The 22087-nt window shown below is 42.5% G+C and carries 24 protein-coding genes; 3 read left to right on the top strand and 21 right to left on the bottom strand.

Features of this window, described 5'->3' with window-relative positions; all coding sequences use genetic code 11:
* Nucleotides 1-69: 69 nt before the first annotated feature.
* The 13 genes from H7992_RS00530 to H7992_RS00470 all read right to left on the bottom strand — a co-directional run bounded on the left by H7992_RS00530 (nucleotide 70) and on the right by H7992_RS00470 (nucleotide 13165).
* Nucleotides 70-957: a D-alanyl-D-alanine carboxypeptidase family protein gene (locus H7992_RS00530; RefSeq protein WP_187046361.1), complete on the bottom strand. Its 888-nt coding sequence runs from the start codon at nucleotides 955-957 to the stop codon at nucleotides 70-72.
* Nucleotides 958-1067: 110 nt separating this feature from the next.
* Nucleotides 1068-1238 (bottom strand): hypothetical protein, encoded by a 171-nt coding sequence (locus tag H7992_RS00525; protein WP_156475935.1) that lies wholly within the window; start codon nucleotides 1236-1238, stop codon nucleotides 1068-1070.
* 482 nt (nucleotides 1239-1720) lie between these two features.
* A complete protein-coding gene (gene kynA, locus H7992_RS00520; protein ID WP_187046360.1) occupies nucleotides 1721-2539 on the bottom strand; it encodes a tryptophan 2,3-dioxygenase in 819 nt (272 codons plus the stop codon).
* Nucleotides 2536-3183 (bottom strand): arylformamidase, encoded by a 648-nt coding sequence (kynB, locus tag H7992_RS00515; RefSeq protein ID WP_187046359.1) that lies wholly within the window; start codon nucleotides 3181-3183, stop codon nucleotides 2536-2538. The genes kynA and kynB overlap by 4 nt, the downstream gene beginning before the upstream one ends.
* A complete protein-coding gene (gene kynU, locus H7992_RS00510) occupies nucleotides 3180-4445 on the bottom strand; it encodes a kynureninase (protein ID WP_187046358.1) in 1266 nt (421 codons plus the stop codon). Before kynU ends, kynB begins: the two co-directional genes overlap by 4 nt.
* A gap of 843 nt (nucleotides 4446-5288) precedes the next feature.
* Entirely contained in the window at nucleotides 5289-5900 is a 612-nt protein-coding gene (locus H7992_RS00505; RefSeq protein WP_067204387.1) for a response regulator transcription factor, read from the bottom strand.
* A 1-nt stretch (nucleotide 5901) separates the two neighbouring features.
* Nucleotides 5902-7032, bottom strand: coding sequence for a sensor histidine kinase (locus tag H7992_RS00500; RefSeq protein ID WP_187046357.1), 1131 nt, complete (start codon nucleotides 7030-7032; stop codon nucleotides 5902-5904).
* Nucleotides 7033-7126: 94 nt separating this feature from the next.
* A complete protein-coding gene (locus H7992_RS00495; protein ID WP_187046356.1) occupies nucleotides 7127-8179 on the bottom strand; it encodes a Delta(5) desaturase DesA in 1053 nt (350 codons plus the stop codon).
* Between the two features lie 214 nt (nucleotides 8180-8393).
* Nucleotides 8394-9647, bottom strand: a complete 1254-nt coding sequence (locus tag H7992_RS00490) for a GGDEF domain-containing protein (RefSeq protein ID WP_255428547.1) — start codon at nucleotides 9645-9647, stop codon at nucleotides 8394-8396.
* Nucleotides 9644-10384 carry a 3-oxoacyl-ACP reductase FabG gene (gene fabG, locus H7992_RS00485; protein WP_187046355.1) on the bottom strand — a complete coding sequence of 247 codons (741 nt, stop codon included), beginning with the start codon at nucleotides 10382-10384 and terminating at the stop codon, nucleotides 9644-9646. The genes H7992_RS00490 and fabG overlap by 4 nt, the downstream gene beginning before the upstream one ends.
* A 241-nt stretch (nucleotides 10385-10625) precedes the next feature.
* Nucleotides 10626-10955, bottom strand: a complete 330-nt coding sequence (ytxJ, locus tag H7992_RS00480; RefSeq protein WP_187046354.1) for a bacillithiol system redox-active protein YtxJ — start codon at nucleotides 10953-10955, stop codon at nucleotides 10626-10628.
* Between the two features lie 19 nt (nucleotides 10956-10974).
* Nucleotides 10975-12588, bottom strand: coding sequence for an aminotransferase class V-fold PLP-dependent enzyme (locus tag H7992_RS00475; RefSeq protein WP_187046353.1), 1614 nt, complete (start codon nucleotides 12586-12588; stop codon nucleotides 10975-10977).
* A 4-nt stretch (nucleotides 12589-12592) separates the two neighbouring features.
* Nucleotides 12593-13165, bottom strand: a complete 573-nt coding sequence (locus tag H7992_RS00470; protein WP_187046352.1) for a glycerol-3-phosphate acyltransferase — start codon at nucleotides 13163-13165, stop codon at nucleotides 12593-12595.
* 154 nt (nucleotides 13166-13319) lie between these two features.
* Between H7992_RS00470 and H7992_RS00465 the strand changes: the two genes are divergently transcribed.
* Entirely contained in the window at nucleotides 13320-13979 is a 660-nt protein-coding gene (locus tag H7992_RS00465) for a phosphatase PAP2 family protein (RefSeq protein ID WP_187046351.1), read from the top strand.
* 290 nt (nucleotides 13980-14269) lie between these two features.
* Here the strand turns inward: H7992_RS00465 and H7992_RS00460 are convergent, their stop codons facing one another.
* Nucleotides 14270-14767, bottom strand: coding sequence for a hypothetical protein (locus H7992_RS00460; protein WP_187046350.1), 498 nt, complete (start codon nucleotides 14765-14767; stop codon nucleotides 14270-14272).
* Between the two features lie 113 nt (nucleotides 14768-14880).
* Here H7992_RS00460 and H7992_RS00455 point away from each other — a divergent pair, with 113 nt between their 5' ends.
* Together H7992_RS00455 and mscL are read left to right on the top strand one after the other, a co-directional pair.
* Nucleotides 14881-15210, top strand: coding sequence for an MGMT family protein (locus H7992_RS00455; protein WP_187046349.1), 330 nt, complete (start codon nucleotides 14881-14883; stop codon nucleotides 15208-15210).
* Nucleotides 15211-15399: 189 nt separating this feature from the next.
* Nucleotides 15400-15786, top strand: coding sequence for a large-conductance mechanosensitive channel protein MscL (mscL, locus tag H7992_RS00450; protein WP_187046348.1), 387 nt, complete (start codon nucleotides 15400-15402; stop codon nucleotides 15784-15786).
* Between the two features lie 923 nt (nucleotides 15787-16709).
* Here mscL and H7992_RS00445 read toward each other — a convergent pair.
* From H7992_RS00445 to H7992_RS00415, 7 genes are all read right to left on the bottom strand, one after another.
* The gene (locus H7992_RS00445) at nucleotides 16710-17660 is read right to left on the bottom strand and encodes an ABC transporter permease (RefSeq protein WP_255428546.1); all 951 of its coding nucleotides are present in this window, start codon (nucleotides 17658-17660) and stop codon (nucleotides 16710-16712) included.
* A complete protein-coding gene (locus H7992_RS00440; protein ID WP_067204354.1) occupies nucleotides 17629-18552 on the bottom strand; it encodes an ABC transporter ATP-binding protein in 924 nt (307 codons plus the stop codon). Before H7992_RS00440 ends, H7992_RS00445 begins: the two co-directional genes overlap by 32 nt.
* A gap of 1 nt (nucleotide 18553) precedes the next feature.
* The gene (locus H7992_RS00435) at nucleotides 18554-19252 is read right to left on the bottom strand and encodes an ABC transporter ATP-binding protein (protein ID WP_187046346.1); all 699 of its coding nucleotides are present in this window, start codon (nucleotides 19250-19252) and stop codon (nucleotides 18554-18556) included.
* A complete protein-coding gene (locus H7992_RS00430) occupies nucleotides 19245-19613 on the bottom strand; it encodes a GntR family transcriptional regulator (RefSeq protein ID WP_187047744.1) in 369 nt (122 codons plus the stop codon). Before H7992_RS00430 ends, H7992_RS00435 begins: the two co-directional genes overlap by 8 nt.
* Nucleotides 19614-19615: 2 nt before the next feature.
* Complete coding sequence (locus tag H7992_RS00425; protein ID WP_187046345.1) at nucleotides 19616-20386, bottom strand: hypothetical protein; 771 nt, start codon at nucleotides 20384-20386, stop codon at nucleotides 19616-19618.
* A 5-nt stretch (nucleotides 20387-20391) separates the two neighbouring features.
* Nucleotides 20392-21174, bottom strand: coding sequence for a hypothetical protein (locus H7992_RS00420; RefSeq protein WP_187046344.1), 783 nt, complete (start codon nucleotides 21172-21174; stop codon nucleotides 20392-20394).
* A gap of 135 nt (nucleotides 21175-21309) precedes the next feature.
* A complete protein-coding gene (locus H7992_RS00415) occupies nucleotides 21310-22044 on the bottom strand; it encodes a sulfite exporter TauE/SafE family protein (RefSeq protein ID WP_067204339.1) in 735 nt (244 codons plus the stop codon).
* Between the last annotated feature and the right edge of the window lie 43 nt (nucleotides 22045-22087).

Genomic DNA, 22087 nt, shown 5'->3' with positions numbered 1-22087 from the left:
ATTATAGAACGTAGGTTATATGTGTTCAAATATTTAGTTAATTTATATTCCACTTTAAGCACATATCTATTAATTCAACACAAATCGTTCAATCAGCTCTCTCGTCAAATCAAATCGAGGAGTTGCGGTATCTCCGCCCTCTGCTGCAACATCTATGACAACTGAAATAATGCGTCGGCCATCAAAGACTCCAGTACTAGCGAAGCAGGAACCCGCCTGATCTGTGAAGCCGGTTTTCAATCCGTCGATTCCCGCCAATGCTTGAGGCATACCCGCCAACATCAAGTTGGTGCTCCACAACGTAGTGCCATTACCCGTTTTGAAGCTCGGCAACTTTGTATAGTCGAGCACTTCGGGATGCTTGGCAATGAGCTTTTGTGCAATTACTGACACATCACTTGCAGAGGCATGATTCGTTTGCTCATACCCTTTGCCAATATAATCGCCGTCAAGTCCGCTGGCATTGAAGAAAGTCGTCTCTTTCAGACCGAAACTTTTCGCCTGTTTATTCATCAATTCCACAAACGCTTCTTCCGTTCCGCTAACCATTTCGGCAAGCGCCATCGCCGCGTCATTTGCAGAGTTGACCGTCATCGCAGTAAACAATTCTTTCAATGTATAAACGTTTCCCGCTGTCATTCCTAGTTTGACGGCAGCTGATTGTCCTGCAATTTGTTGTAGCGCCTCACTTGGCTTGTATGTGTTTTCCCATGCTAAATTACCGCTGTTGACGGCGTTCAGCACGAGATACTGCGTCATCAATTTGGACATACTTGCGATTGGTAATGGTTCTGCACTATTTTCTTCGTAAATTACTTTACCCGTATCCGCATCGATAAGAATGATCGCTTTTGCAGCAGTTGCTAAATCTACTGTCTCCAAGGTTTTTTCTTTGTTATTCATCACAACTGTAACGCTCAATATAATGATCACTAGTATAAAGATTAATTTCTTCATGTTTTCCACACCTTTGCAGTAATAAGAGTTCATTACCTTAATTATGAATGATAATAATGAAGAATTGCCTAGTATAAACATGAAGAATTTCTTAAGTTTTAGTACACGGGTTACTTATAAAAACGATTAATTAACCAAACTATTATTAAAATTGCACCGAACACAAACCAAATACGTGCAAGCAATTTTTCCCTCTTCTGCTTATCTTCCATATTTCTCGTCAGAAAACGTACAAATAACTCTACCGCAATTGCCAAGATAATAATTAGTATCCAACGCATGTTTATTCCCCCATTTCTACTGTAATCATGATCCCCGATTATTAAATCCAATGCGCTAATTCTATCATTGATTGCAGGCGACTGCCCATAATTTGGAACGCACACACAACCCCCGTCCTTCCGGAATATGCTACTATAACAACTCAGTAATGGTGGTGCTTATTAATGGAATTAACAATGAGTCCACCTATCGATGATTGGTAATTTCATTCGCAAACATCGATAGGAAAACATAAATTCAAGCACATAGTTCGCTTACTGGATATTTCAAGGTTGTGGCAATGAACCACAGCGGTTCGCGGAGGGGAACTACTGTCGACGGGCAATCAGTTCGACAGGTTTATTGCTGGCACACTTGCCTCCAATTAGTGAACAAGAAAATTAGATTTGAAGTTGTTATAAATACAATACTAAAACTCCGCCAACTATATTTGTTGGCGGAGTTTCTAGGGCTATTTTTTTGATCATCATTCTTTGCTTGATTATAACTTCGTCCGAACATCCCATAACTCCGGAAAGAACTGATGATCAAGGACAGACTTCAAATAATTCACACCTGACGAACCGCCCGTCCCCATTTTAAAGCCGATAATCCGTTCAACAGTTTTCATATGACGGAAGCGCCACTGCTGATGGCTGTCTTCGATATCGACAAGCTTCTCCGCCAGCTGATATAAATTCCAGTGATCATCGACATTGCGGTATACTTCTAGCCACGCATCCGCCACTGTCGTATCCCCTTTGTATGTAACTGAGAAATCGCGTTCGAGTAGTTCTGGGTTTATCGCGAAGCCGGCACGTGACAGCGCACGTATTGCCACATCGTAAATCCCCGGTGAACGGAATGCGGCCTCTAAATCACTTGCGAGCTCGGGATCTTTCTCGTAAATCTTCAAAATATGCGGTTGCTTATAACCAAGCGCGAACTCAATAAGCCTGTTTTGGTAGGATTGAAAGCCAGATGCACGACCTAAACTGTCCCGGAACTCCATATATTCAGCAGGCGTCAATGTCGACAGCACATCCCACGCCTGGATAATTTGCGTCTGTGTTTTTGACACGCGTGCCAGCATTTTGAATGCTTCCGGCAATTCATCTTTTTCGATTAAGTCGATGGCTGTATTGAGCTCATGCAAAATGAGTTTCATCCATAACTCACTCACTTGATGAATGACGATGAACAGCATCTCATCATGATGTCCAGACAAACGTTGCTGGCTCGACAGCAATTTATCGAGATTCAAATACTCGCTATATGTCATATTATCTTTAAAATCCGTGTGAATTCCTTTTTCAGTCATGATTGATATGCCCCCCCTGCCATTGATCGCAATACGGCACGAACTGGGCTACCATCGCCGTCTTTTAGCGGAAGCGGTAATGCAATCAGTTCATAATAGCCCGGTTCCACTGCGCTGAGGACGATGTTTTCTAAAATCATCACGCCGTTTTCATTGAGGGAATGATGGGTACTGACTGTTTTGCTTGTTTCAGGGTCAACAGATGGCGCGTCAATACCGATGAGCCGAACCCCTCTCTCTTTCAATAAAGGACCGATATCCTCACGCAAATACGTAAAATTTTCCGGAAATACATTCGGATCAGGACGGCTCCCAGTTTTCAATAAAATCCGTTCTGCTCCACCGAAATCAAGGTCCTCTAGATCAGCCCTTCCAATACTCTCTTTTCCTGAAACATCGAGTACACGCGCCCGTCCGATGTATAAATCAATTGGTAAATCGAGCACTTTTAATCCGTTATCATCGAAGTGAAACGGTGCGTCGATATGCGTCCCCATATGCGTACTTGTCGTTAACTTACCAATATTGACTGAACCTGTTTCTGCTTTAGAGTAGGCAACTTCATATGAAAATGGTGTGTCACCAGGCCATTCGGCAATATTATTTTGCAGCGGTTGTGAAATATCAATCCATTTCCCCGTCATGCGACGACACCTCTTTTATTCTCAAATTTTTCATAGCGTTTTTCATCCATAATCCGTTTTAGTTTCTGCACAGTATGCCAGACGTCTTCGAAGGAATTGTATAACGCAACCGGCGCAAGTCGAACACCATTTGGCGCACGGAAGTCCGGGATGACGCCATCTTCTTTCAACGCTTTACAAATACGTGCAGCCTCGACATGTTCAAGCAAGATATGGCCCCCACGTGATTCGTCTACTGGGTTGCCAATTGTGAAGTCGTGGTCAGACAGTTCCTGTTGAATTAACGCCAGCATATAGTCCGTCAGCTGAAGTGACTTTTCACGGACTTTTTTAATGCCTACTTCTTCAAACAATTCCAGCGCACCAATGACCGGCGCTAAACTGAGTACGTGAGGCGTCCCAATTTGATAGGCAGCGACGTCCAGTGCCGAATCCATTGTATGATCCATATCGAATTGCGATTCCTTTTTCGAACCGAACCATCCTGCCAAACCTGGCATTGTGCCGAAATGCTTGTCATGGACGAACAGTCCTGCGACGGACCCTGGCCCCCCGTTCAAATGCTTATATGTACACCAGAAAGCGAAATCCGCGCTCCAATCATGCAAGGCGTGTTCAACTGCACCAATCGAATGACATAAATCAAAGCCAATCGGGATACTTTTTTCATTCGCAGCTTTCGAAAGTTTCTCCATATCGAGTATTTGCCCACTCCTGTATAAAACGGCTGGAAGAACGATGAGCGCGATGTCTTCTGTCATTGCTTCGATGATATCGTCTTCATTTAAAAATCGACCATCCCTGCTTTTCACCTGGACAAGATGTTCATCTGGATTAAAACCTTTCAGTGCTAGCTGGCTTTTTAGTGCATAAATGTCTGAAGGGAAATTGAGTTCATCAGCAAGAATCTTTGTTTTAGTCCCTGATGGTTTGTAGAATGTCGCGGCAAGCTGATGCAGGTTCGTCGTTGTCGAGCCCGTTGCAATGACCTCACTTTTTGTTCCCCCAACAAGTGGCGCCAACTTTTCTCCGACCGACTCCGATAGGTAAAACCACGGATTATCACCTTCTGTCCAGCCGTCGATGCCCAGTGTTTTCCATGAATCGAGTAAATTATGCAGCGTTCGCTCCGCTCGTTTTGACAGTAATCCGAGTGAATTACCATCCATATAGATGATGTTTTCGAGTAGATAAAACTCGTCTTTATATTTTGCGAGATTGTCTTTTCTGTCGAGTTTTCTTGCGTAATCAATGCCAAACATGTTCCGTTCCCCCTTGCGTGAACTTTCCGTCTTTAGTGAAAGTGTAACATATTTGGTTGTGCTCGTAACGAGGTTTATCGCCGGAATAAGGGTGGGGTTATGCTTGGTTTGGGGTGGGATATGATTGGGATGGCGGGGATATGCTTGGTTGCAGGCGAGATATGATCGGGTTGACGGTTATATGCTCGGGTGCCGGCGGATATGATTGGTTTGACGGTTATATGCTCGGGTGCCGGCAGATATGATCGGGTTGACGGTTATATGCTCGGGTGCCTGTGGGATATGATCGGGTTGACGGTTATATGCTCAGGTGCCAGTGGGATATGATCGGGTCAACGGTTTTATGCTCGGGTGTCGGCTAGATATGATCGGGGCGGCGCGGATTTGCTCGATTGCCTGCGGATATGATCGGGGCAACGGGTATATGCTCGGGGGCCAGCGGGATATGATCGGGGCAACGGTTTTATGCTCGGGTGTCGGCGAGATATGATCGGGGCAACGGGTATACTCGATTGCCTGCGGATATGATCGGGGCAACGGTTTTATGCTCGGGTGCAAGCGAGATATGATCGGGTCAACGGTTTTATGCTCGGGTGCAAGCGAGATATGATCGGGTCAACGGTTTTATGCTCGATTGCCGGCGGGATATGATCGGGTCCCCGGCTTTATGCTCGGGTGCAGGCGAGATATGACCGGTTCAACGATTTTATGCTCGATTGCCAGTGGGATATGATCGGTTCGACGAATTTATGCTCGGTATACATACTTCACCCCCACCACACCAAAACCAAACGACAAAAAACCGACATAACTGTCGGCTTACCGTCTTCTTATATACTCAATTCACTTAAACCAGCCCTTCTCCTTAAACCGAGATATTGCTTCAATTCGGTTTCCAACGCCGAGCTTATCTAAAATTGTGGAGATGTAATTTCGCACTGTACCAGGCGTCAAATACAACTCGCCAGCGATTTCTTTTGTGGTCTTCCCTTCAGCAATAAGCCCAAGCACTTGGCTTTCACGCTCCGTCAGCGGATTTACCGTCTCATCCCCGTCCCCGTAGGCAATGTCAACGAGTTCTGGTGCGTAAATCCGTCTGCCGTCCATTATCGTTCGAATTGAACTGACAAGCTCTTCAATCGGGCTGTCTTTCAATAAATAACCGCGTACGCCTGCTTTCCTCGCACGTTCGAAGTAACCTGTTCTGGCAAATGTCGTCAGGATAATGATCTTACAAGGTTCATCATGCAGCGCTTCTGCTGCGTCAAGCCCCGTCATCACCGGCATTTCAATGTCCATGATGCAGACATCCGGCTGATGTTCTTTCACCAGCGCAACCGCTTCTTCCCCATTTTTTGCTTTTCCGACGACTTCCATATCATCTTCCATATTCAATAATGATCCAAGTGCTCCAAGCATCATCCCTTGGTCTTCCGCTATGACAATACGTATCACATCAATCACTCTCCATAATATGTTGTATGACCGCAGGAACACGAATCGATAATTTCGTTCCTTCGCCACCTTCGACTCGAAGGCTTCCATTAACAAATTCAAGTCGCTCGCGCATGCCAGTCAAGCCATTGCCAGGTGACGTTTCTCCGCCCCTAGTAATGCCGATTCCGTCGTCTATCACATTGATGACAAATTCATTCGGTAGTTGTTCAAACGACACGCAGCAAGTCTTGCCAAAACTATGCTTCACAACGTTTGTCACGGCTTCTTTCAAACACATACTTAGCACGCTTTCAACGATGGCCGGGATGTTGGTGAACGATGGATTCCCCTTAATGGTGTACTCCATTTCAGCTGCCTTCAACATCTGCTTAATGCGAATCACTTCATCTTCCAATTTCGTTGCCCGCATGCCCGCCACTAACTCCCGAACTTCCTTCAGCGCTGTGCTGGCTGTCTGTCTTATATCCTGTAACTCTCTTTCGGCAGCTCTAGGATCACGAGACACTAGCTTGCCAGCTAAATCACTCTTTAAGCCAATCAATGATAGCTTTTGGCCAAGTGTATCATGTAAATCACGAGAAATCCGTTCCCGCTCCTCCACTATAATTAACTCCGAAATCCGTTCGTTGGCATGTTCCAATTGACCTACCAAGTTTTCACGCTTATTTCGGTTGTATAAATTGAATGGCAATAATACAATACCAATCACCGAGATGAGGATGAAATGAACTTGCGGAAGAAATAACTCGAGTTCGATGAAAAAACCTGCGACAATCGCAATGATTGTAATGGCAATATGTAGCCCGTATATAATGAAGAATCCAACTTGATTGCGAATATTACCTATGAAAAATGCAGTGAATATGGATAAATACACATAGCCAAATAACAGTGTCATAACGACGTTAATCACAATTTCAAAACTGATCCACATATAAACAAGTCCGCTTTTCGATTTGAATGAAAATCGATACGACAGGAAAAATAAGAATAACAATGAAATTCCAATGGAAATTTCAATGGGCGACGATGATCTGAATATGAAAAAGAATGGCAGAAAACAAAATACTGCCCACGCATAAATACTAAGCCAAGGGTTTTTCGGGAAAATACTATACCAACTTTGCATATCTTTGTTTCACCGTCCTGTCTATACTTTCCATTGTACCAAATAGTGAGACGAAAAAAACAGCCATCCTCAAAAGAGATGGCTGTTTTAAGTATTATTCTGCGTCGAAACTTGTGCGTTTCGGTTTCAAATCGATTGAAGAACTTGCTGATTTCAGCATATGCTTCACGTCTTTAAACGCAATAAACCTTTTTTTCTCAGGATCATATAAACGGTAACGGATTGACGACAAACTTTCTTTAATCGTAATCGTTGTTGCTTGGTGAAGAGGTGGTGTCGATTCATGTGCTATTTCCAAGTTGTAATTCGGAACACGTGGTGACAAGTGATGGACATGATGGAAACCGATGTTTCCTGTCGCCCACTGCAACACACGCGGTAACTTGTAGTATGAACTGCCATCAATAGCAGCTTTCACATAATCCCACTCAGATTCCTCTTCAAAATACGAGTCTTCAAATGTATGTTGAATGTAGAATAACCAGATACCTAGTGCTCCTGCAACGAACATGGTTGTTCCTTGTATAAGAACGAATGCCTGCCAGCCGATAAGTAAAATCATACCTGTGTAAAGGGCAACAAGTATTGCGTTCGTCAAATACGTATTGTTACGCTCTTTCTTACGTGCATCTTTACGGTTGAAACGGCTTGAGATAAGTACAAGGAAAAGCGGGCCGAAACCAAACATAACGATTGGGTTACGGTATAAACGGTAAGCAAAACGCTGCCATTTTGATGCTTCAACGTACTCTTCAACCGTCATGACCCAAATGTCACCTGTACCGCGCTTGTCGAGATTCGAGCTTGTTGCATGGTGAATCGAGTGTTCACGTTTCCATTTTTCATAGGCAAACAGTGTAAGAACACCAGTAATGGTACCGACGATATCATTTGTTTTTTTGTTTTTAAAGAATGAACCGTGCGTGCAATCATGGAAGATGATGAATGTCCGAATGACAAATCCTGCTGCAATAACACAAAGTCCAAGCGTTAACCAAATTGACACCGACAAACTTTGGTACGCCAAGAACCATAGGACTATAAACGGTATAACAGTATTGATAAGCTGCATTATACTTTTCTTTTTATCTGACTTAGCAAAAGGGGCAACGTCTTTGTGTAGCTGTTTTGTTTTTTCTTTAGACATGTTGTATTATCCTCCTTCAATCTTATGTTCTTTTTCTGATTCGCTATCTTGAATCTAATGATAAAGAACTTTCGGACTTCACAGAAGACATAACTGTCATGATTTTCGATATGACAGGTGTCACTTATTGTGAATTAATTCACAAGGATAGATTTTCGATACAAAAGGGCTTAACCTAGATTTCCGGGTTAAGCCCTTCTTACATTGTCCTTATTTAACTACCATCTTCAGCAGTCACACGATTACGTCCTGTCCGTTTTGAATCGAACAATAAGTCATCTGCATATGTATGGCCCTTTTCGATGCTTGTATGATCTGTAAAACGCTTGTAGAAAAGGCCGAACGAAGCAGTATATGAGATATGTTGTAGCTCGCCTTTGAACTCAGCTTCTACAAAACTTCTTTCCACATCCAGACGCAAACTTTCAACAAGTTCCTTTACCCCGTCATAGTTACGATTGCGTATAAAGAGCGTGAATTCTTCACCACCCGTCCGAAACAGGCAATCATCTTTTTCTAGATGATTCTGCAGCAGCTTTGCAAAATGGATGATTACAGTATCACCGACCGCGTGGTTAAACGTATCATTCACCTTTTTGAACTGATCGATATCACATACGACTACCCCGAATGGTGCATCGTACAATTTAGGCTGTCCCATTTGTTTATCCATAAACGCCCGATTTCTAGCCCCTGTCAGAAAATCTGTGTATGCCATTTCTTCAAATTGGTTGCGCTCCAATTTGTCTTGCATATTTTGCGACTTCAATACAAACGAACGACTGACGATGTAATTCAGCATGAACAGTGCGATGAGTGATTCCCATCGTCCTTCTATCAGAAAAACGAATAGCAGGGCATTTGTAAAACCCGTTTTCCAAAGATCAAGTATACTCCGATCCTTTAGGAACGCCCATGCAGCTTGACGGGTTTGAATACTTTTTTCCAAGTACAGCAAAATTATTAACGTCAAATCCGATATATACATCGTTATGCCATTGAGTAAAAGGATGAGCAACCAGAAGCCAAATGGGAACGGGGTAAAATAAGGGATGAATGCATAAAACAAATAATACCCTGCCACATTCGACAACGTGAACGCCCCGATATTGTACAGTGTATCAATGACTGAATCTGAGCGTTTTTCATTCTTTATTTTCCTTAGCAGATAGACAGACGTCCTGTATACGACCTGATAGAGAAATACACCATATGGACCAGCAAAAAGAACGAATGCCAAGCCATAACTGATGCCATATTCAATATTAAGTTTCCCTGTTTTCGTCCAGGTTTGTAAATGATTATACAATATCGAAAATAACCAAAATAAGAAAAGGCCGAAGTAGAAATGCTGCGCTTCAATCTCCACTTTTTCCGCGGTGAGAGACAAAGCAGCTGCAGCTAGAAAAAGGGATAGGTTGAAAATAGCATTCGGTTTCACGCCCCATCTCTTTTTCTTCACCGTCATTTCAACATACCACCATCTACTTCTAGGACGGTCCCGTTTATAAAATCAGATTCATCGGAAGCTAAAAACAGATAAGCATTCGCTACGTCTTCTGGCGTACCAAGTCGAGTATACGGCGTCATCATCTTAATTTGCCCTAAGATCTTTTCTGGAATCGTATCAATCATATCTGTTTCGATGAAACCGGGAGCGACAGCGTTTACATTGATGCCCTGTCGACCAAATTCCTTCGCCCACGTTCTTGTCATACCAATGACGCCCGCTTTTGCTGCGGCATAATTCGTTTGACCGATGTTACCACCCGTTCCCGCAATCGAAGACGTATTAATGATTTTCCCTTTCCCTTGGCTAAGCATTGTCGGAAGGAACGCTTGCGTACAATTAAAAACACCCGTCAAGTTCACGTCAATCACTCGCTTAAAGTCATCCACTTCAAGCTTCAGCATCATCGCATCTTTTGTAATACCAGCATTGTTAATGAGGATATCCACTTTGCCAAACTGTTCAATCACTTTTGTGGCCATCTCTTTGACATTTTCACTATCGGACACATCCGCCTGGAAGAAAGCGGCCTCGATTCCCAATTCATGCAGTTGTTGCGCTTTCGCCTCTCCAGCCTTTTTATCAAAATCAACGATAGCAATCTGTGCTCCATTTTTCCCAAAAAGCTTGGCAGCGACTGCACCAATTCCATTTGCTCCACCTGTTATGACCACTGTTTTATATTGTAAACGCATGTAAAGAACCTACTTTCGCTTATGATTTAATAGACTATTTTAATAACTCTTATATTACCATATTTATTAGCACGCCATAAGGAAATTTCCAAGAACATAAGCGCAAGCGTTTGTTCAACCCTATCTAATAGTAAGGATGCAGCTCAATCTCTCCTGGAAAGCCTCATACAGGACGAGATTGTATAATTTCCTAGACAATAAAAAACAGATACCCCTCGAATGGAGTACCTGTTCCACATTATTAACTTCCGTAGTTTTCCACTGCTTTTTTAATCTGGGGGCCGCTAATCGAGTAATGAGTCGCCTGCCAGACTGCTGCACCGTCTTTCAATAAAAACAGTTGCGGCGATTGGTGTTCAACGTGCAGATTACTTTCGATTTCATTGGAAACGGGCCGACTTTCCTGTACTTTAAGGAAGTATTTCGGTACCTCCTCTGCGGATGACTCAAATGCATTGTAGGCTGCTGCACTAACTGGACATGTCGTACTATGTTTTAAAACGAACAAAGGATTCTCTTTCGATTGTTCCAATACGTCATACCACTCATTAACAGTGCGTAATTCTTTCATGATCATCAGCTCCTTCTATTTAATATGTTTTCCCGTTAGAGTTAGTCGTAAACACTTGCTCATCTACGGATGTTAACCAAGAGAGCAGTTCAAGCATTCTGTTTAACTCTTTTTCCGCTACATTGTTCATACATGAAATTTGAAGCCAATTTCTTTCGCGTAAATAAGCGCTCTCGTAATGAACATTGAAACCATTCAAAAACAGGTTATCCCCCAGCTGCATTGCGGATAAACCTTTCGGTAAAGCAATCGTAACAATTGCATCTGCAGCATATTTCTCCGACGCCAAAATTGTCAAACCTGCCTGTTCAACGGCGTTCCTGACTTTACGCGCACGGTTTGAAATAGCCGCAAAGACTTCTGTCGGTTGCTCAAATGTCAGTAAAGCCATGTCGAGCGCAGATACCAAGTTGGATGATTGGGTATACGGAATCCCTCGTGCTGCTGCATAAGTACCTAGGTCCAAATAGCGCGGCAAGTTATCATTTGCGGGAATTTCTTCATTATGAAATACGAAAGATAGACCTGTATAACTTAATAGCCCTTTGCCACTGACACCTGTTGCATAAGCAACTCCAGTGAGATCAACTGCTGTTGTCCCAATCGCACTCACACAATCCACAGCGAGTGTAATGCCGAATTGTGAACAGAACTTTTTGAATGAATTCAAATCGTTCAGCACACCTGTCGACGTTTCGCAATGGACAACCCATAACCAACTGTAGCGACCCGAGCATAATGCAGCTTCAATTTCAACGGCATCGAAAGGGGTCCCCCACTCGATTTCCATTGTGTCAAACCCCATTCCAAAACGCTGGGCATGATCAGTGAGTCTAAAGCCAAATTCCCCGTTCACAAGTATAAGACCTTTACCACTGTGCATACTTAACTGAGCCGCAACAACGTCATTCGCAAGCGTACCTGTCCCTTGAAGGAGTTGGACGTACTTTGCACCAGTCAGCGCGGTCAGCTTGTCCTTCACGCGTTGCAAAACACTTTCAAATTCAGATGAACGATGTGAGAATGGTTCTGCCATCACGGCCTTTCTTACGTCTTCAGAAATTGTTGCAGGACCTGGTAGGAAATTGACGGGTGGTTTTGAAATCCTTCCCGCAACGCCCGCTTTAAATGTTTCTTTCGTCAAATACATCGGCTGGAAGGCGGCTTCCGCTGTCCCCGTCAATTGTGCAAATGGTAAAAACCCTAGTTGTCCATATAATTTCTGTTCTCGAACCGTTCCCGAGATGAGCGCAGCATCATAGCCCGCTTTAAGGCAATATTGGACTAACGCCTGGGTAAGGCCAAGAAATGCCCTGCCATTCCGATAGTCCTGTTCAATCGCAAGAAGCCTGATTTCTACAGGGTTTTTGGATTGAAACGGTAAGTGATGTTCAACTGGACCAATTTTACCGTCGAGCGAGAATGGACGTTCACTTCGTATCGCAATCATTCCGACGACCCGATTATCTTTCTTGCAAATAATATATGTATTTTCATCATGAAATTTGTCGACAAGCTTTCTTGATTCGTTTTGGTCATGCTGAGGAATCTCCTCGGCAAACGTACGGTAATTCAACTCATGAATCTGTTCGAATTCCAAAGCCGTTTCTGCAATTTTATAAATAAAACTCATTCTATCAACCCTTTTCTGGCATAAGTTTCTGCTTCAAGTCAGCTCGATGTGTAAATAAAAGAAGTAGCGATAATAAGCAGGCTGCAATGAATACAGGAATTCCATATGAAAATGCTAGTACTAAAATCGGCATCAATAGGACCGCTGTTAGTCCTGCTAATGTGAAGCTTTTTAGGAACGGATAGAATACGAAGAATAAGCCCACAAACACAGCAAACAGTAGTGGATTGAATGCAAGCATACCGCCTATGAAAGTGGATACCCCCATCCCGCCGCGAAACTTCAAGAATAGTGGATACACATGTCCCAAAGTCACAGCGAATAGCGCACAAAGTTCTACGGCCACTCCGAACCCAAGCCACTTGGCAACGAAAATAGCCAGCGCCCCTTTCAATGCATCTCCGATGAATGTCGCAACGAATGCTTTTTTGCCAAGCACCCTCCCGGCATTACGTGCTCCAGGATTTCCGCTTCCTTCTATTCGTATATCCTTTTTAAAAAAGAAATTACTAATAATCGAGCCTGTCAGCACATTTCCCAATATGTACGAGCCAACTACTAAAAGTATGAGTGTCATAATCGATCCTTTATGGTAAATGATAGGTTCTTTCTAGTGTAGCATCTTTCTTGAACTTTTATAAAAACTTTTCAACTTGTCCGTCTTGATTATTCTTTGTCGTTTTCACTTAGAAGTAGTATACAATTATAGTTAATTGAAAGGAGTGCATTCAGTGCGGGAACTATCATTTCGTCTTCTAGTAGCATTTGTTCTTTGCATCTTCTTCGGTATAGCTTTTGGATATATCGCTGCCGCTGTCGGGAATGAATCGATTGTACATTTCGATACTGCTGTTATTGGATTTGTCCAAGGACTGGAAGCACCATGGCTGACATCTATTATGAAAGTGTTTACGTGGATTGGTTCAGGTTACGTCGTTGCTCCAATTGCCTTGATCGGATTTATCGTATTATACTTTGTCCTGCGCTATCGTCATCAGGCGTTTCTACTGATTGCTGTGATTGCCGGAACCGTCTTGTTAAACAGCGCGCTCAAAATTTATTTCAAGCGAGAACGACCGGAAATTCATCGCATTATGGATGCAAACGGCTTTAGCTTTCCGAGTGGTCATTCGATGATGGCATTCGCTCTTTACGCAATTATTGCGTATATCGCTTGGCGTAATGTAAAAACAACAACGAGCCGTGTTGTTCTTGTTCTATTCACTGCCGTTATGATCATCATGATCGGCACAAGTCGTATTTACCTTGGCGTCCACTATCCAAGCGATATTGTTGGAGGATACGCAGTAAGTGCACTTTGGGTAACGATTGCCATTTCAGCGTACGCGTATTTTCAGAACAAACTTAAGAAGACCGTTTCACGTCGATGAATGACGTGAAGCTGTCTATTTAAGCTGCACGACTAGTCAGTTGAAGAGACTGGCCTTTTTTAATTCATTTCCTGGGAAATCCCCATAAGGTAGTACTATGCTCCAAAACCACCTACCCCAACTATGACAATTAGCAATACATAGCCTATAATAATTAGCGAAATAATTCCCATTCCAATATATTTTAAGGAACTGCTTTCTTTTGATTTAATTGCTTTAATACCTACTATAAAACTCGCTATCCCCATAAAAATCGTATTAAACTCCGATTAGGAAAGCTTTACTACAATCTATCCAAAATACCTGGTTGTTTCTTCCTCTGAAAGTATTTTTGGCGTAAGCCCTCCAAGTTCAATGTACTCTGTGCGCCCATTTATTTTTATAATGAAAATATTACTGGTTTTCGTAGGCGATATCGAGTCGGCCCAGATATTTTTATTCGAATAATAATCTTTTATTTCCTGCGCGATAGATAAAGGGATTGACGCATTAGCAATAGTGACCGAGTTATCTTCAATAGACTGTAACGCCTGCGCTTTCGGGTCATTCTGGTCATGAATCTTTTGCAATAAATCAATAACCTCCCCGAAACCGATGATTAGAATCCCGTAAATAGAATATGTGAAAATGCGATACAGAAAACTGCCTATCCCGATTCCATTCGAAAATACCCCACCGAACGTCATGATAAATACAAATCCCTGAATAATGCCCCATGCAATCACAGCCAGTCCGACAACTTTTAACGCGAACCCAATACCTGTGCGCTTTGCGAATAATTCGCCCATACAAGTCAATCCCTTCCATTTTCGAACTCTTCTATGTAACTATACGTACGTTAATGGAATTAGTTTCATTCGAATTTTGGTACAATGAAAATAACGCGAGGAGGCTGTTGTTTATGAATTTATTCACAGAACGTGTCATCAGAATCATCCAAGGTATACCTGCTGGCCATGTCATGACGTACGGCCAAGTTGCAGCTGCAGCTGGAAGTCCACGCGGTGCTAGACAAGTCGTGCGGGTATTGCATTCAATGAGTAAAAAATATGAGTTACCTTGGCATCGGATCATCAATGTGCAAGGCGGTATTTCAGCTCCCGCCAATGCGGAAAGCAAAGGGTATGATCAACGGGTATTTCTCGAGATGGAAGGAATTAAATTTAATGAGGATGGAAAGGTAGATTTAACTGTATATCGCTGGTTTCCTCTTGACGGCGAAGAGGGTTAAAGAGGGATTGGTACATTCTCAGCATCCCTTTTTGTAAATCTGTAATCGATATGATAGGATGTGTTAGGGAACTTTCGTTTATCTACATTAAAGTTCTATGGAACTAACTTATACTGTTTCCATAGGGGGTATTGTCGATATACGGCTTGCCCGTTCTATGAAAGGTTTAATGGATTAGGAGTGAGACATATGTTGAAAGACTTTAAAGAATTTGCACTCAAAGGCAATGTTATCGACCTTGCCGTTGCAGTTGTAATAGGGGCAGCATTCGGAAAAATCGTGTCATCCCTGGTAGAAAATATTATTACACCTTTAATTGGACTACTTTCAGGAGGCGTCGATTTCTCCGGACTCAGTTATACTTTTCTTAAAGCTGAAATCAAGTACGGCGTATTCATCCAATCTGTTTTCGACTTTATCATCGTCGCATTTGCAATCTTTATGGCAATCCGATTAATGATGAAATTTAAACGAAAAGAAGACCCAGTAGTTGAAGAAGCATTACCTGAAGTGGACCCTAAAGAAGCGCTACTCATAGAAATCCGCGACTTGCTGAAAGAAGGAAAAACACTTTAAGATTTATTTTGAAAAAGGACAACCCTGACGGTGGGATTGTCCTTTTTTTGATTATAGTGAGAGATAGTGTTCTACGATTCCAATTATCAAAAGCCAAAAAATCTTCCTCCATACAACAGATTGTCAGGCATTTGATCGGTTTGAGGTTATTTATGATCGGTTGGCAGATGGATATGCTCGGTTGGAGCCGGATATAATCGATTGGCTAAATTTATGATTGGTCTAGCAATGGATATGATCGGCGGGAGCTGGATATGATCGGTTTGATAAATATATGATTGGTCTAGCAATGGATATGCTCGGCGGGAGCAGGATATGATCGGTTAGAGCCGGATATGATCGATTGGCTAAATTTATGATTGGTCTAGCAATAGATATGATTGGTTAGAGTCGGATATGATCGAGTTGTTAAATATATGATTGGTCTAGCATGGATATGCTCGGTTGGAGCCTGATATGTTCGAGTTGTTAAATATATGATTGGTCTAGCAATAGATATGATCGGTTAAAGCCGGATATGATCGATTGGCTAAATATATGATTGGTCTAGCAATGGATATGCTCGGCGGGAGCAGGATATGATCGATTGGCTAAATATATGATTGGTTTAGCATGGATATGCTCGGTCAAGGTAGATAATATAATCACTCACCAAGCAGGAACAGATTTAATCCAACAACCAATCCGCCACAATTGGCAACACTACGCCCTAGATAACATTGCCTGTCAATCTCAGTGGTGGTATAATGGAAACAGGATTTATTGTCTAAAAGGAGTGATAGTCAATGTGGTTCATATACATCATGTTCGCACTGTTTGCATTCGTACTCGTTGGTAATATCGCAGGTCTAATTCGTACATTCAGCAGCCATAAATAAGTACATGAAAAAAGCCCTCCATTATCGGAGGGCTTTTTTTGCATGTTACGCGGTTATATCGCGTTTGATGAATGTTGTATAACTGATAATGAGGAAAATCACGATATAAACTGCAAGAACGGCGAGTGAAAACGACATCGTAATGCCTTCTACAATCCGAAAGTCCGTTTCATAGATTGTCAAATCCATATGCGTAAAGACAATGTATTTCACGACTTCATATTTTGCCAGCAGCATAACCAATGTCGAGCCCATAAAGTAGATGAATAATGACAGCCCGATTGCAAGTGAGCTGGAACGGAAGACGCTACCAATCATGAATGCAAACGTTGCTGTCACAAAAACATTACCGAATGACAGGAGCAGTATATAGAGCCCTTTCCCCCAAACAGATACTTCAACAACTTCTTTACCATTCCAAACAAGTTCTTGCCCTTGGCCGGATTGGAAGAAGAGATATGCGCCAAGTATAGATACAATGAACCCGATGAGCATAAGTAGAATACCGAACAAGATGACTGTCACATACTTCGACGTTAATATTTTCCATCTTTTTACAGGACGGGATAATAACATCTTAATCGTTCCTTGCGTAAATTCAGAAGCGACAATCCCCGCAGCAACAATAACCGTCAGTAAAACAGCGATGGAGCCGATACCACTTGAATTCATAATCATACTTTCCCGACTATTGCCGTTCAGCGGTTCTATTGAATTCGCAAGGCGGTATTCAAGAACTTTCTCTTTGTCTTCTAGACGTCCCCGTTCGCTGTCCACAAGTGTTGTGGTTCCGAGCTGCTCTTTTGTAATGGTCAATTCGCCTTGCACAGATGTTTTCCAATCTGGTTCATCGTAATTAGACATCGTGTCGATCCATTTCGTCAGACCTAACATTCCTAAAATCGCAACAACGAGTAGACCGGTCATAATCCAAGTTGCTTTTTTACTCCATAGTTTCATCCATTCATTTTGTATGAGCTTCAGCAATCTGGCCACCTCCAGTCATTTCTAGGAATTGATCTTCGAGCGTCTTGCGGTGTGGCTGAACTGCAAACAATTGCATCTCATGTGCCGCAATCTGCTGGATGAGCCCTGGAATTTGTGTTTTCTCTGCATTGATGATAAATCCTTCTTTGTGCGCTTCCACATTGAACCCTTCAGCTTTTAGCATACTTTCCGCTGTTTCCGCTGGGAATGCTTCAATGTAATAATGCGATTCCTGTTCCTCTGTCATATCACGAATATCAATTAGTTTGCCATTCTGAATGACCGCAATCCGGTCACACATAAGTTCAATTTCCGACAGCATATGGCTCGAAACAAAAACAGAAACACCTTCTTCTTCCGCAATCATTTTGAGATACGTCCGGAACTCGCGAATTCCCGCAGGATCCAGTCCGTTCGTCGGCTCATCGAGGATCAGAAACTTCGGACGGTGCAAAAGTGCCTGCGCAAGCCCCAGTCGTTGCCTCATCCCAAGTGAATACGTCGAGACCTTTTCATGGATACGGTTCTGCATGCCCACTTGGTTAATAACTTCTTCGATTCGTGCCTTCGTAACGCCATCGTGCATACGTGCAAAATGCAATAAGTTTTTATAGCCGGACATGAACTTATACATTTCCGGGTTTTCAACGATAACGCCGACTTTGGAAAGCCCCTCTTCAAAATCATCAGCAAGTAATTTTCCGTCGATGATGATATCTCCGCCCGTCGCCTCCATCAGTCCAACCATCATACGAATTGTCGTCGTTTTCCCCGCCCCGTTTGGACCGAGGAATCCTGTAATTTGTCCCGGATACAGTGACAAACTCAAGTTGTCGATAATTTTTTTCTTGCCAATCGTTTTCGATAAATTCTTCAATTCGACTATCGGTTTCATTTCCATGTCAACTTCCCTCCCTAAACAGTGACACCATCCATGAGGTGGCATCTTTCCCGTACGTATCGCGGATTACGTCAACCGCTTCGTGCGCGATTATTCGTCCCCCTCTTAGTACTACGATTTCATCGAGCAATGGTTCCACTTCTTTTAATTCATGCGTCGACAAAAGGACGGTTTGTCGCTCCGGATCAGTAAAACGGATAAGCCCTTTCGCGATATCATCACGCACCATCGGATCCAGGCCGGAGAACGGTTCATCTAACAAATAGTAATCAGCTTCACGCCCAAGAGTCACTGCAATTTTGACACGTCCGCGGTTCCCTTTTGACAAATTTTTTATTTTCGAATCCAGAGATAAATTCAAAAACTGCGCAATTTCTTTAGCTTTCGCCGTATTAAAATCAACGAACTGAGATTCATAAAACTCAATAAGCTGACCTACCGTAAAATACGGATAGAATAGATCCGCGTCTGGCATATAAGCAATATTGCTTGCCACTTTGCGTGTAATGCGACTTCCGCTGAACGTTGCCCTTCCCGAATCCGGCGTCACTAACCCAGAAATCAGTTTCAACAGCGTCGTTTTTCCACTACCATTCTCTCCGACAAGGCCGATGATTTTTCCTTGCGGCAAGGAAAGCGTAAGGTCTTCAAGTGCTTTCCTCCGGCCGTACTTTTTCGTTATATTCTTCAGTTCAATCATCTTTTCCACCCCGTTCTTGTAGGTGCTGCAGCATTTCAGTCGTCGTAAAACCCAGTGCTTCAACACTTTGAATGAATGACGTCACAAGCTGTTCCTTCATTTCATTACGAAGCATAGCGATCTTCAATTCATCTTCCGTCACAAAAGATCCCTGGCCCCTCTTCGTTTCGGTGATTTCCATCTGCTCCAGCTCCTTATAGACGCGTTGCATCGTATTGGCATTCACACCGGCTTCAACAGCATAATCACGAACGGATGGCAATTTCTCCCCAGGATTCAGCGTTCCACGAATAATATCGCCCGTAATCAGGTCGATGAGCTGCTGATAAATTGGTTTGTCTGGAAGAAAATCTATGCCCATCATTACAACCTCACTTTCTTTTCAAACAACATTGCTCCAGCAACGAAATAGAGTGCCGTCAACAAACCGTAGAGGATAAGACTGCCGATTGTTAAAATCGATCCGCTCGGGACAATATAATTGTTAAACATTAAGATGTCTACCGTTTTAATCGGGCCGTGCATTGGCCCCATTTCCATTACTAGTTGGAGTATTTCCGTAAACCAGACATATCCCCAACCAATGATCCATATGTTGACCAAGGCAATAATCACGATGATTGAGAACAAGCCAATATGGGAACGAAACACTTGGTATGTCGACCAGAAGAAAAAAACGATTGCCATTACATAAATAGCGTTCAACAAAATGACAACACCCACACTAAGATATAAAAACAGATCATCTACAAGAGGAACCGCCCCATCGCGCGCGTAATTGGAGATAGCTCCAATCGTCCCGCACAACAAAAGCGAACAGCCAACAGTTAGGACAATGAGTGAGAACTTTGCGTAAACAAGCTGCCGTATTGATGCTGGGGAATGAAGCCAAATGTCTAGACGCCCCATTTCCTTTCCAAGGCTATCGAAAAATAACGATACCGCCATAATCAAGTGGAGCATGAAACAAAGGGCAATCATCGGTTGAATTGAAGCGTAAAAGTCTTCCGGCAACCCATAAGCTATGCGATTTACTCCCAAGTATTGAATCACACTAGTGATTAATACAAAGATAACAAGTCTCCATTTCATTTGCGCCCATTCTTTTCGCAATAATCCTTTCCATTTTTTCATATAGTCTACAACCTCACTTTCTTCTCAAAAAGGACAGCTGCAATGATGAACATTATGAACGTGAAGAAAATATCGAATACAATTTCACCCGTGTAAAAAAAAGTTTCAGCATGCTCGAGGTAAATAAAATCCACATTAATTTTCGGATTTTTGATTTTCATTAAATCAATAGGGCCTATTAGAATTAGTTTCTCATATAGTTCGGAGAGGACAAATAAACTATATAGCCGAGAAGCAACAAGGAATATAATAATCGTAGCCACAATTGAAAATCCCTTTAAATATGGCTTCATAAGTCGGTCTATGACCCAGAAGAAAAACCCGATACTCATGAATATTATCGATACTGCAAAAATCATGACTATAAAAATACTTCCAAAGAAAAACAAATCATCAAATGTAGCCATCGTAGAGCTGAATAATACGTGTTGAACGGCAAGAACCAGTGTTGGAATTAACAATCCCACAGCACCAATAAGGGATGCAAAAAATGCTTTCGCTCCAACCAATTTAAAAATGGACGCCGTCGAATGAAACCACACATCCGGACGTTTTATTTCCCTTTCCAGCATTATAAACAATGCAATAACCGGTGCTAATACACTTGCACCCGCCCAAATAAAACAGATAACAAGCACCACTTCAAAAACATGTACTTCAAGACCAAAAATGTTGGCTATTAGATGTGGAACAAACGACATTACAATAATCCCAAGCAATGCACTAACGAGTAACGGCCACTTCAACGTCACCCATTCTTTTTTCAACAATCCATTCCACTGCTTCATCAGCGTTCCCCCTCTACATGTCGGTGTATTAGTTAAATAGTACACTATATGCAAGGATGTTGTAAAGGGATTTGTTGGGATAAATTCACCCATTCAAAAAACACCTCTTCCTTTCAAGCGGATGAGGTGTTTTAGTTAAAGAAAACTATTGACGATAAGCTGGATGATCAACGCTATCGTGATAATGCGCAATAATATTTTAACGTGATCCGGATTCAACCTTTCAGCAAGTCGCACACCGATTTGTGCGCCCGATAAGGAACCGGCCATGAGTACAAAGGCAATTGGCCAAATAATCTTACCCATGGCAATATAGCTGATGGCTGCACCAAATCCACTTGAAAACGTTGCAAGACGGCCAAAGCCAATTGCCCGAATGTACGCAATTCGTAAGTGACCGAACAAATACAGAAGTAGAGTGCCTTGCCCCGGTCCAAACATCCCATCGTATATTCCAATTCCGAGTAATCCCGGAATCGCTACTTTCGTCGGCCTTAAGCTTTCTTCCCCTGAGAAGTCTACTTTGGAAAGGAATGATGTAAGAAAAGCAATGATAAGAAGAATAACCGCTATAATGTACATTGTACTTTCCGTCAAGCGTGTTGCTATAAAACCACCTGTAAATCCACCGAAAAGTGATATAGGTATAATCCAAAATGATTCTTTAAATGTAACCTGCTTTTTCAGTAGGACTGTTATAAAAGTAGAAAACGAACTAACTGTTGTTGAAATCTTCCCAGCCCCAAGGACAGAGTGAATTGGGATACCCATGAGCAACATAGCCGGGACCGTAATCAGGCCACCCCCACCTGCAAGCGTTCCAAGTGTCATCGCAGCCATTCCAATGAAAAATATAAGTATGTAATCCATTCCCCACACTTCCTTCATTTATAGTATACGATTATTTAACCAA

It is taken from the genome of Sporosarcina sp. resist (genome assembly GCF_014302295.1).
GTDB lineage: Bacteria > Bacillota > Bacilli > Bacillales_A > Planococcaceae > Sporosarcina > Sporosarcina psychrophila.
The sequence above is the reverse complement of the archived record's forward strand: the minus strand, read 5'-3'. Positions and strand labels throughout refer to the sequence as shown.

Bases quoted from the DNA above. Each gene is read 5' to 3' on its own strand.
- H7992_RS00530 (WP_187046361.1), bottom strand. From the start codon at position 957: ATGAAGAAATTAATCTTTATACTAGTGATCATTATATTGAGCGTTACA.
- H7992_RS00525 (WP_156475935.1), bottom strand. From the start codon at position 1,238: ATGCGTTGGATACTAATTATTATCTTGGCAATTGCGGTAGAGTTATTT.
- kynA (WP_187046360.1), bottom strand. From the start codon at position 2,539: ATGACTGAAAAAGGAATTCACACGGATTTTAAAGATAATATGACATAT.
- kynB (WP_187046359.1), bottom strand. From the start codon at position 3,183: ATGACGGGGAAATGGATTGATATTTCACAACCGCTGCAAAATAATATT.
- kynU (WP_187046358.1), bottom strand. From the start codon at position 4,445: ATGTTTGGCATTGATTACGCAAGAAAACTCGACAGAAAAGACAATCTC.
- H7992_RS00500 (WP_187046357.1), bottom strand. From the start codon at position 7,032: ATGCAAAGTTGGTATAGTATTTTCCCGAAAAACCCTTGGCTTAGTATT.
- H7992_RS00495 (WP_187046356.1), bottom strand. From the start codon at position 8,179: ATGTCTAAAGAAAAAACAAAACAGCTACACAAAGACGTTGCCCCTTTT.
- H7992_RS00490 (WP_255428547.1), bottom strand. From the start codon at position 9,647: ATGACGGTGAAGAAAAAGAGATGGGGCGTGAAACCGAATGCTATTTTC.
- fabG (WP_187046355.1), bottom strand. From the start codon at position 10,384: ATGCGTTTACAATATAAAACAGTGGTCATAACAGGTGGAGCAAATGGA.
- ytxJ (WP_187046354.1), bottom strand. From the start codon at position 10,955: ATGAAAGAATTACGCACTGTTAATGAGTGGTATGACGTATTGGAACAA.
- H7992_RS00475 (WP_187046353.1), bottom strand. From the start codon at position 12,588: ATGAGTTTTATTTATAAAATTGCAGAAACGGCTTTGGAATTCGAACAG.
- H7992_RS00470 (WP_187046352.1), bottom strand. From the start codon at position 13,165: ATGACACTCATACTTTTAGTAGTTGGCTCGTACATATTGGGAAATGTG.
- H7992_RS00460 (WP_187046350.1), bottom strand. From the start codon at position 14,767: ATGGGCGAATTATTCGCAAAGCGCACAGGTATTGGGTTCGCGTTAAAA.
- H7992_RS00455 (WP_187046349.1), top strand. From the start codon at position 14,881: ATGAATTTATTCACAGAACGTGTCATCAGAATCATCCAAGGTATACCT.
- mscL (WP_187046348.1), top strand. From the start codon at position 15,400: ATGTTGAAAGACTTTAAAGAATTTGCACTCAAAGGCAATGTTATCGAC.
- H7992_RS00440 (WP_067204354.1), bottom strand. From the start codon at position 18,552: ATGGAAATGAAACCGATAGTCGAATTGAAGAATTTATCGAAAACGATT.
- H7992_RS00435 (WP_187046346.1), bottom strand. From the start codon at position 19,252: ATGATTGAACTGAAGAATATAACGAAAAAGTACGGCCGGAGGAAAGCA.
- H7992_RS00430 (WP_187047744.1), bottom strand. From the start codon at position 19,613: ATGGGCATAGATTTTCTTCCAGACAAACCAATTTATCAGCAGCTCATC.
- H7992_RS00425 (WP_187046345.1), bottom strand. From the start codon at position 20,386: ATGAAAAAATGGAAAGGATTATTGCGAAAAGAATGGGCGCAAATGAAA.
- H7992_RS00420 (WP_187046344.1), bottom strand. From the start codon at position 21,174: ATGAAGCAGTGGAATGGATTGTTGAAAAAAGAATGGGTGACGTTGAAG.
- H7992_RS00415 (WP_067204339.1), bottom strand. From the start codon at position 22,044: ATGGATTACATACTTATATTTTTCATTGGAATGGCTGCGATGACACTT.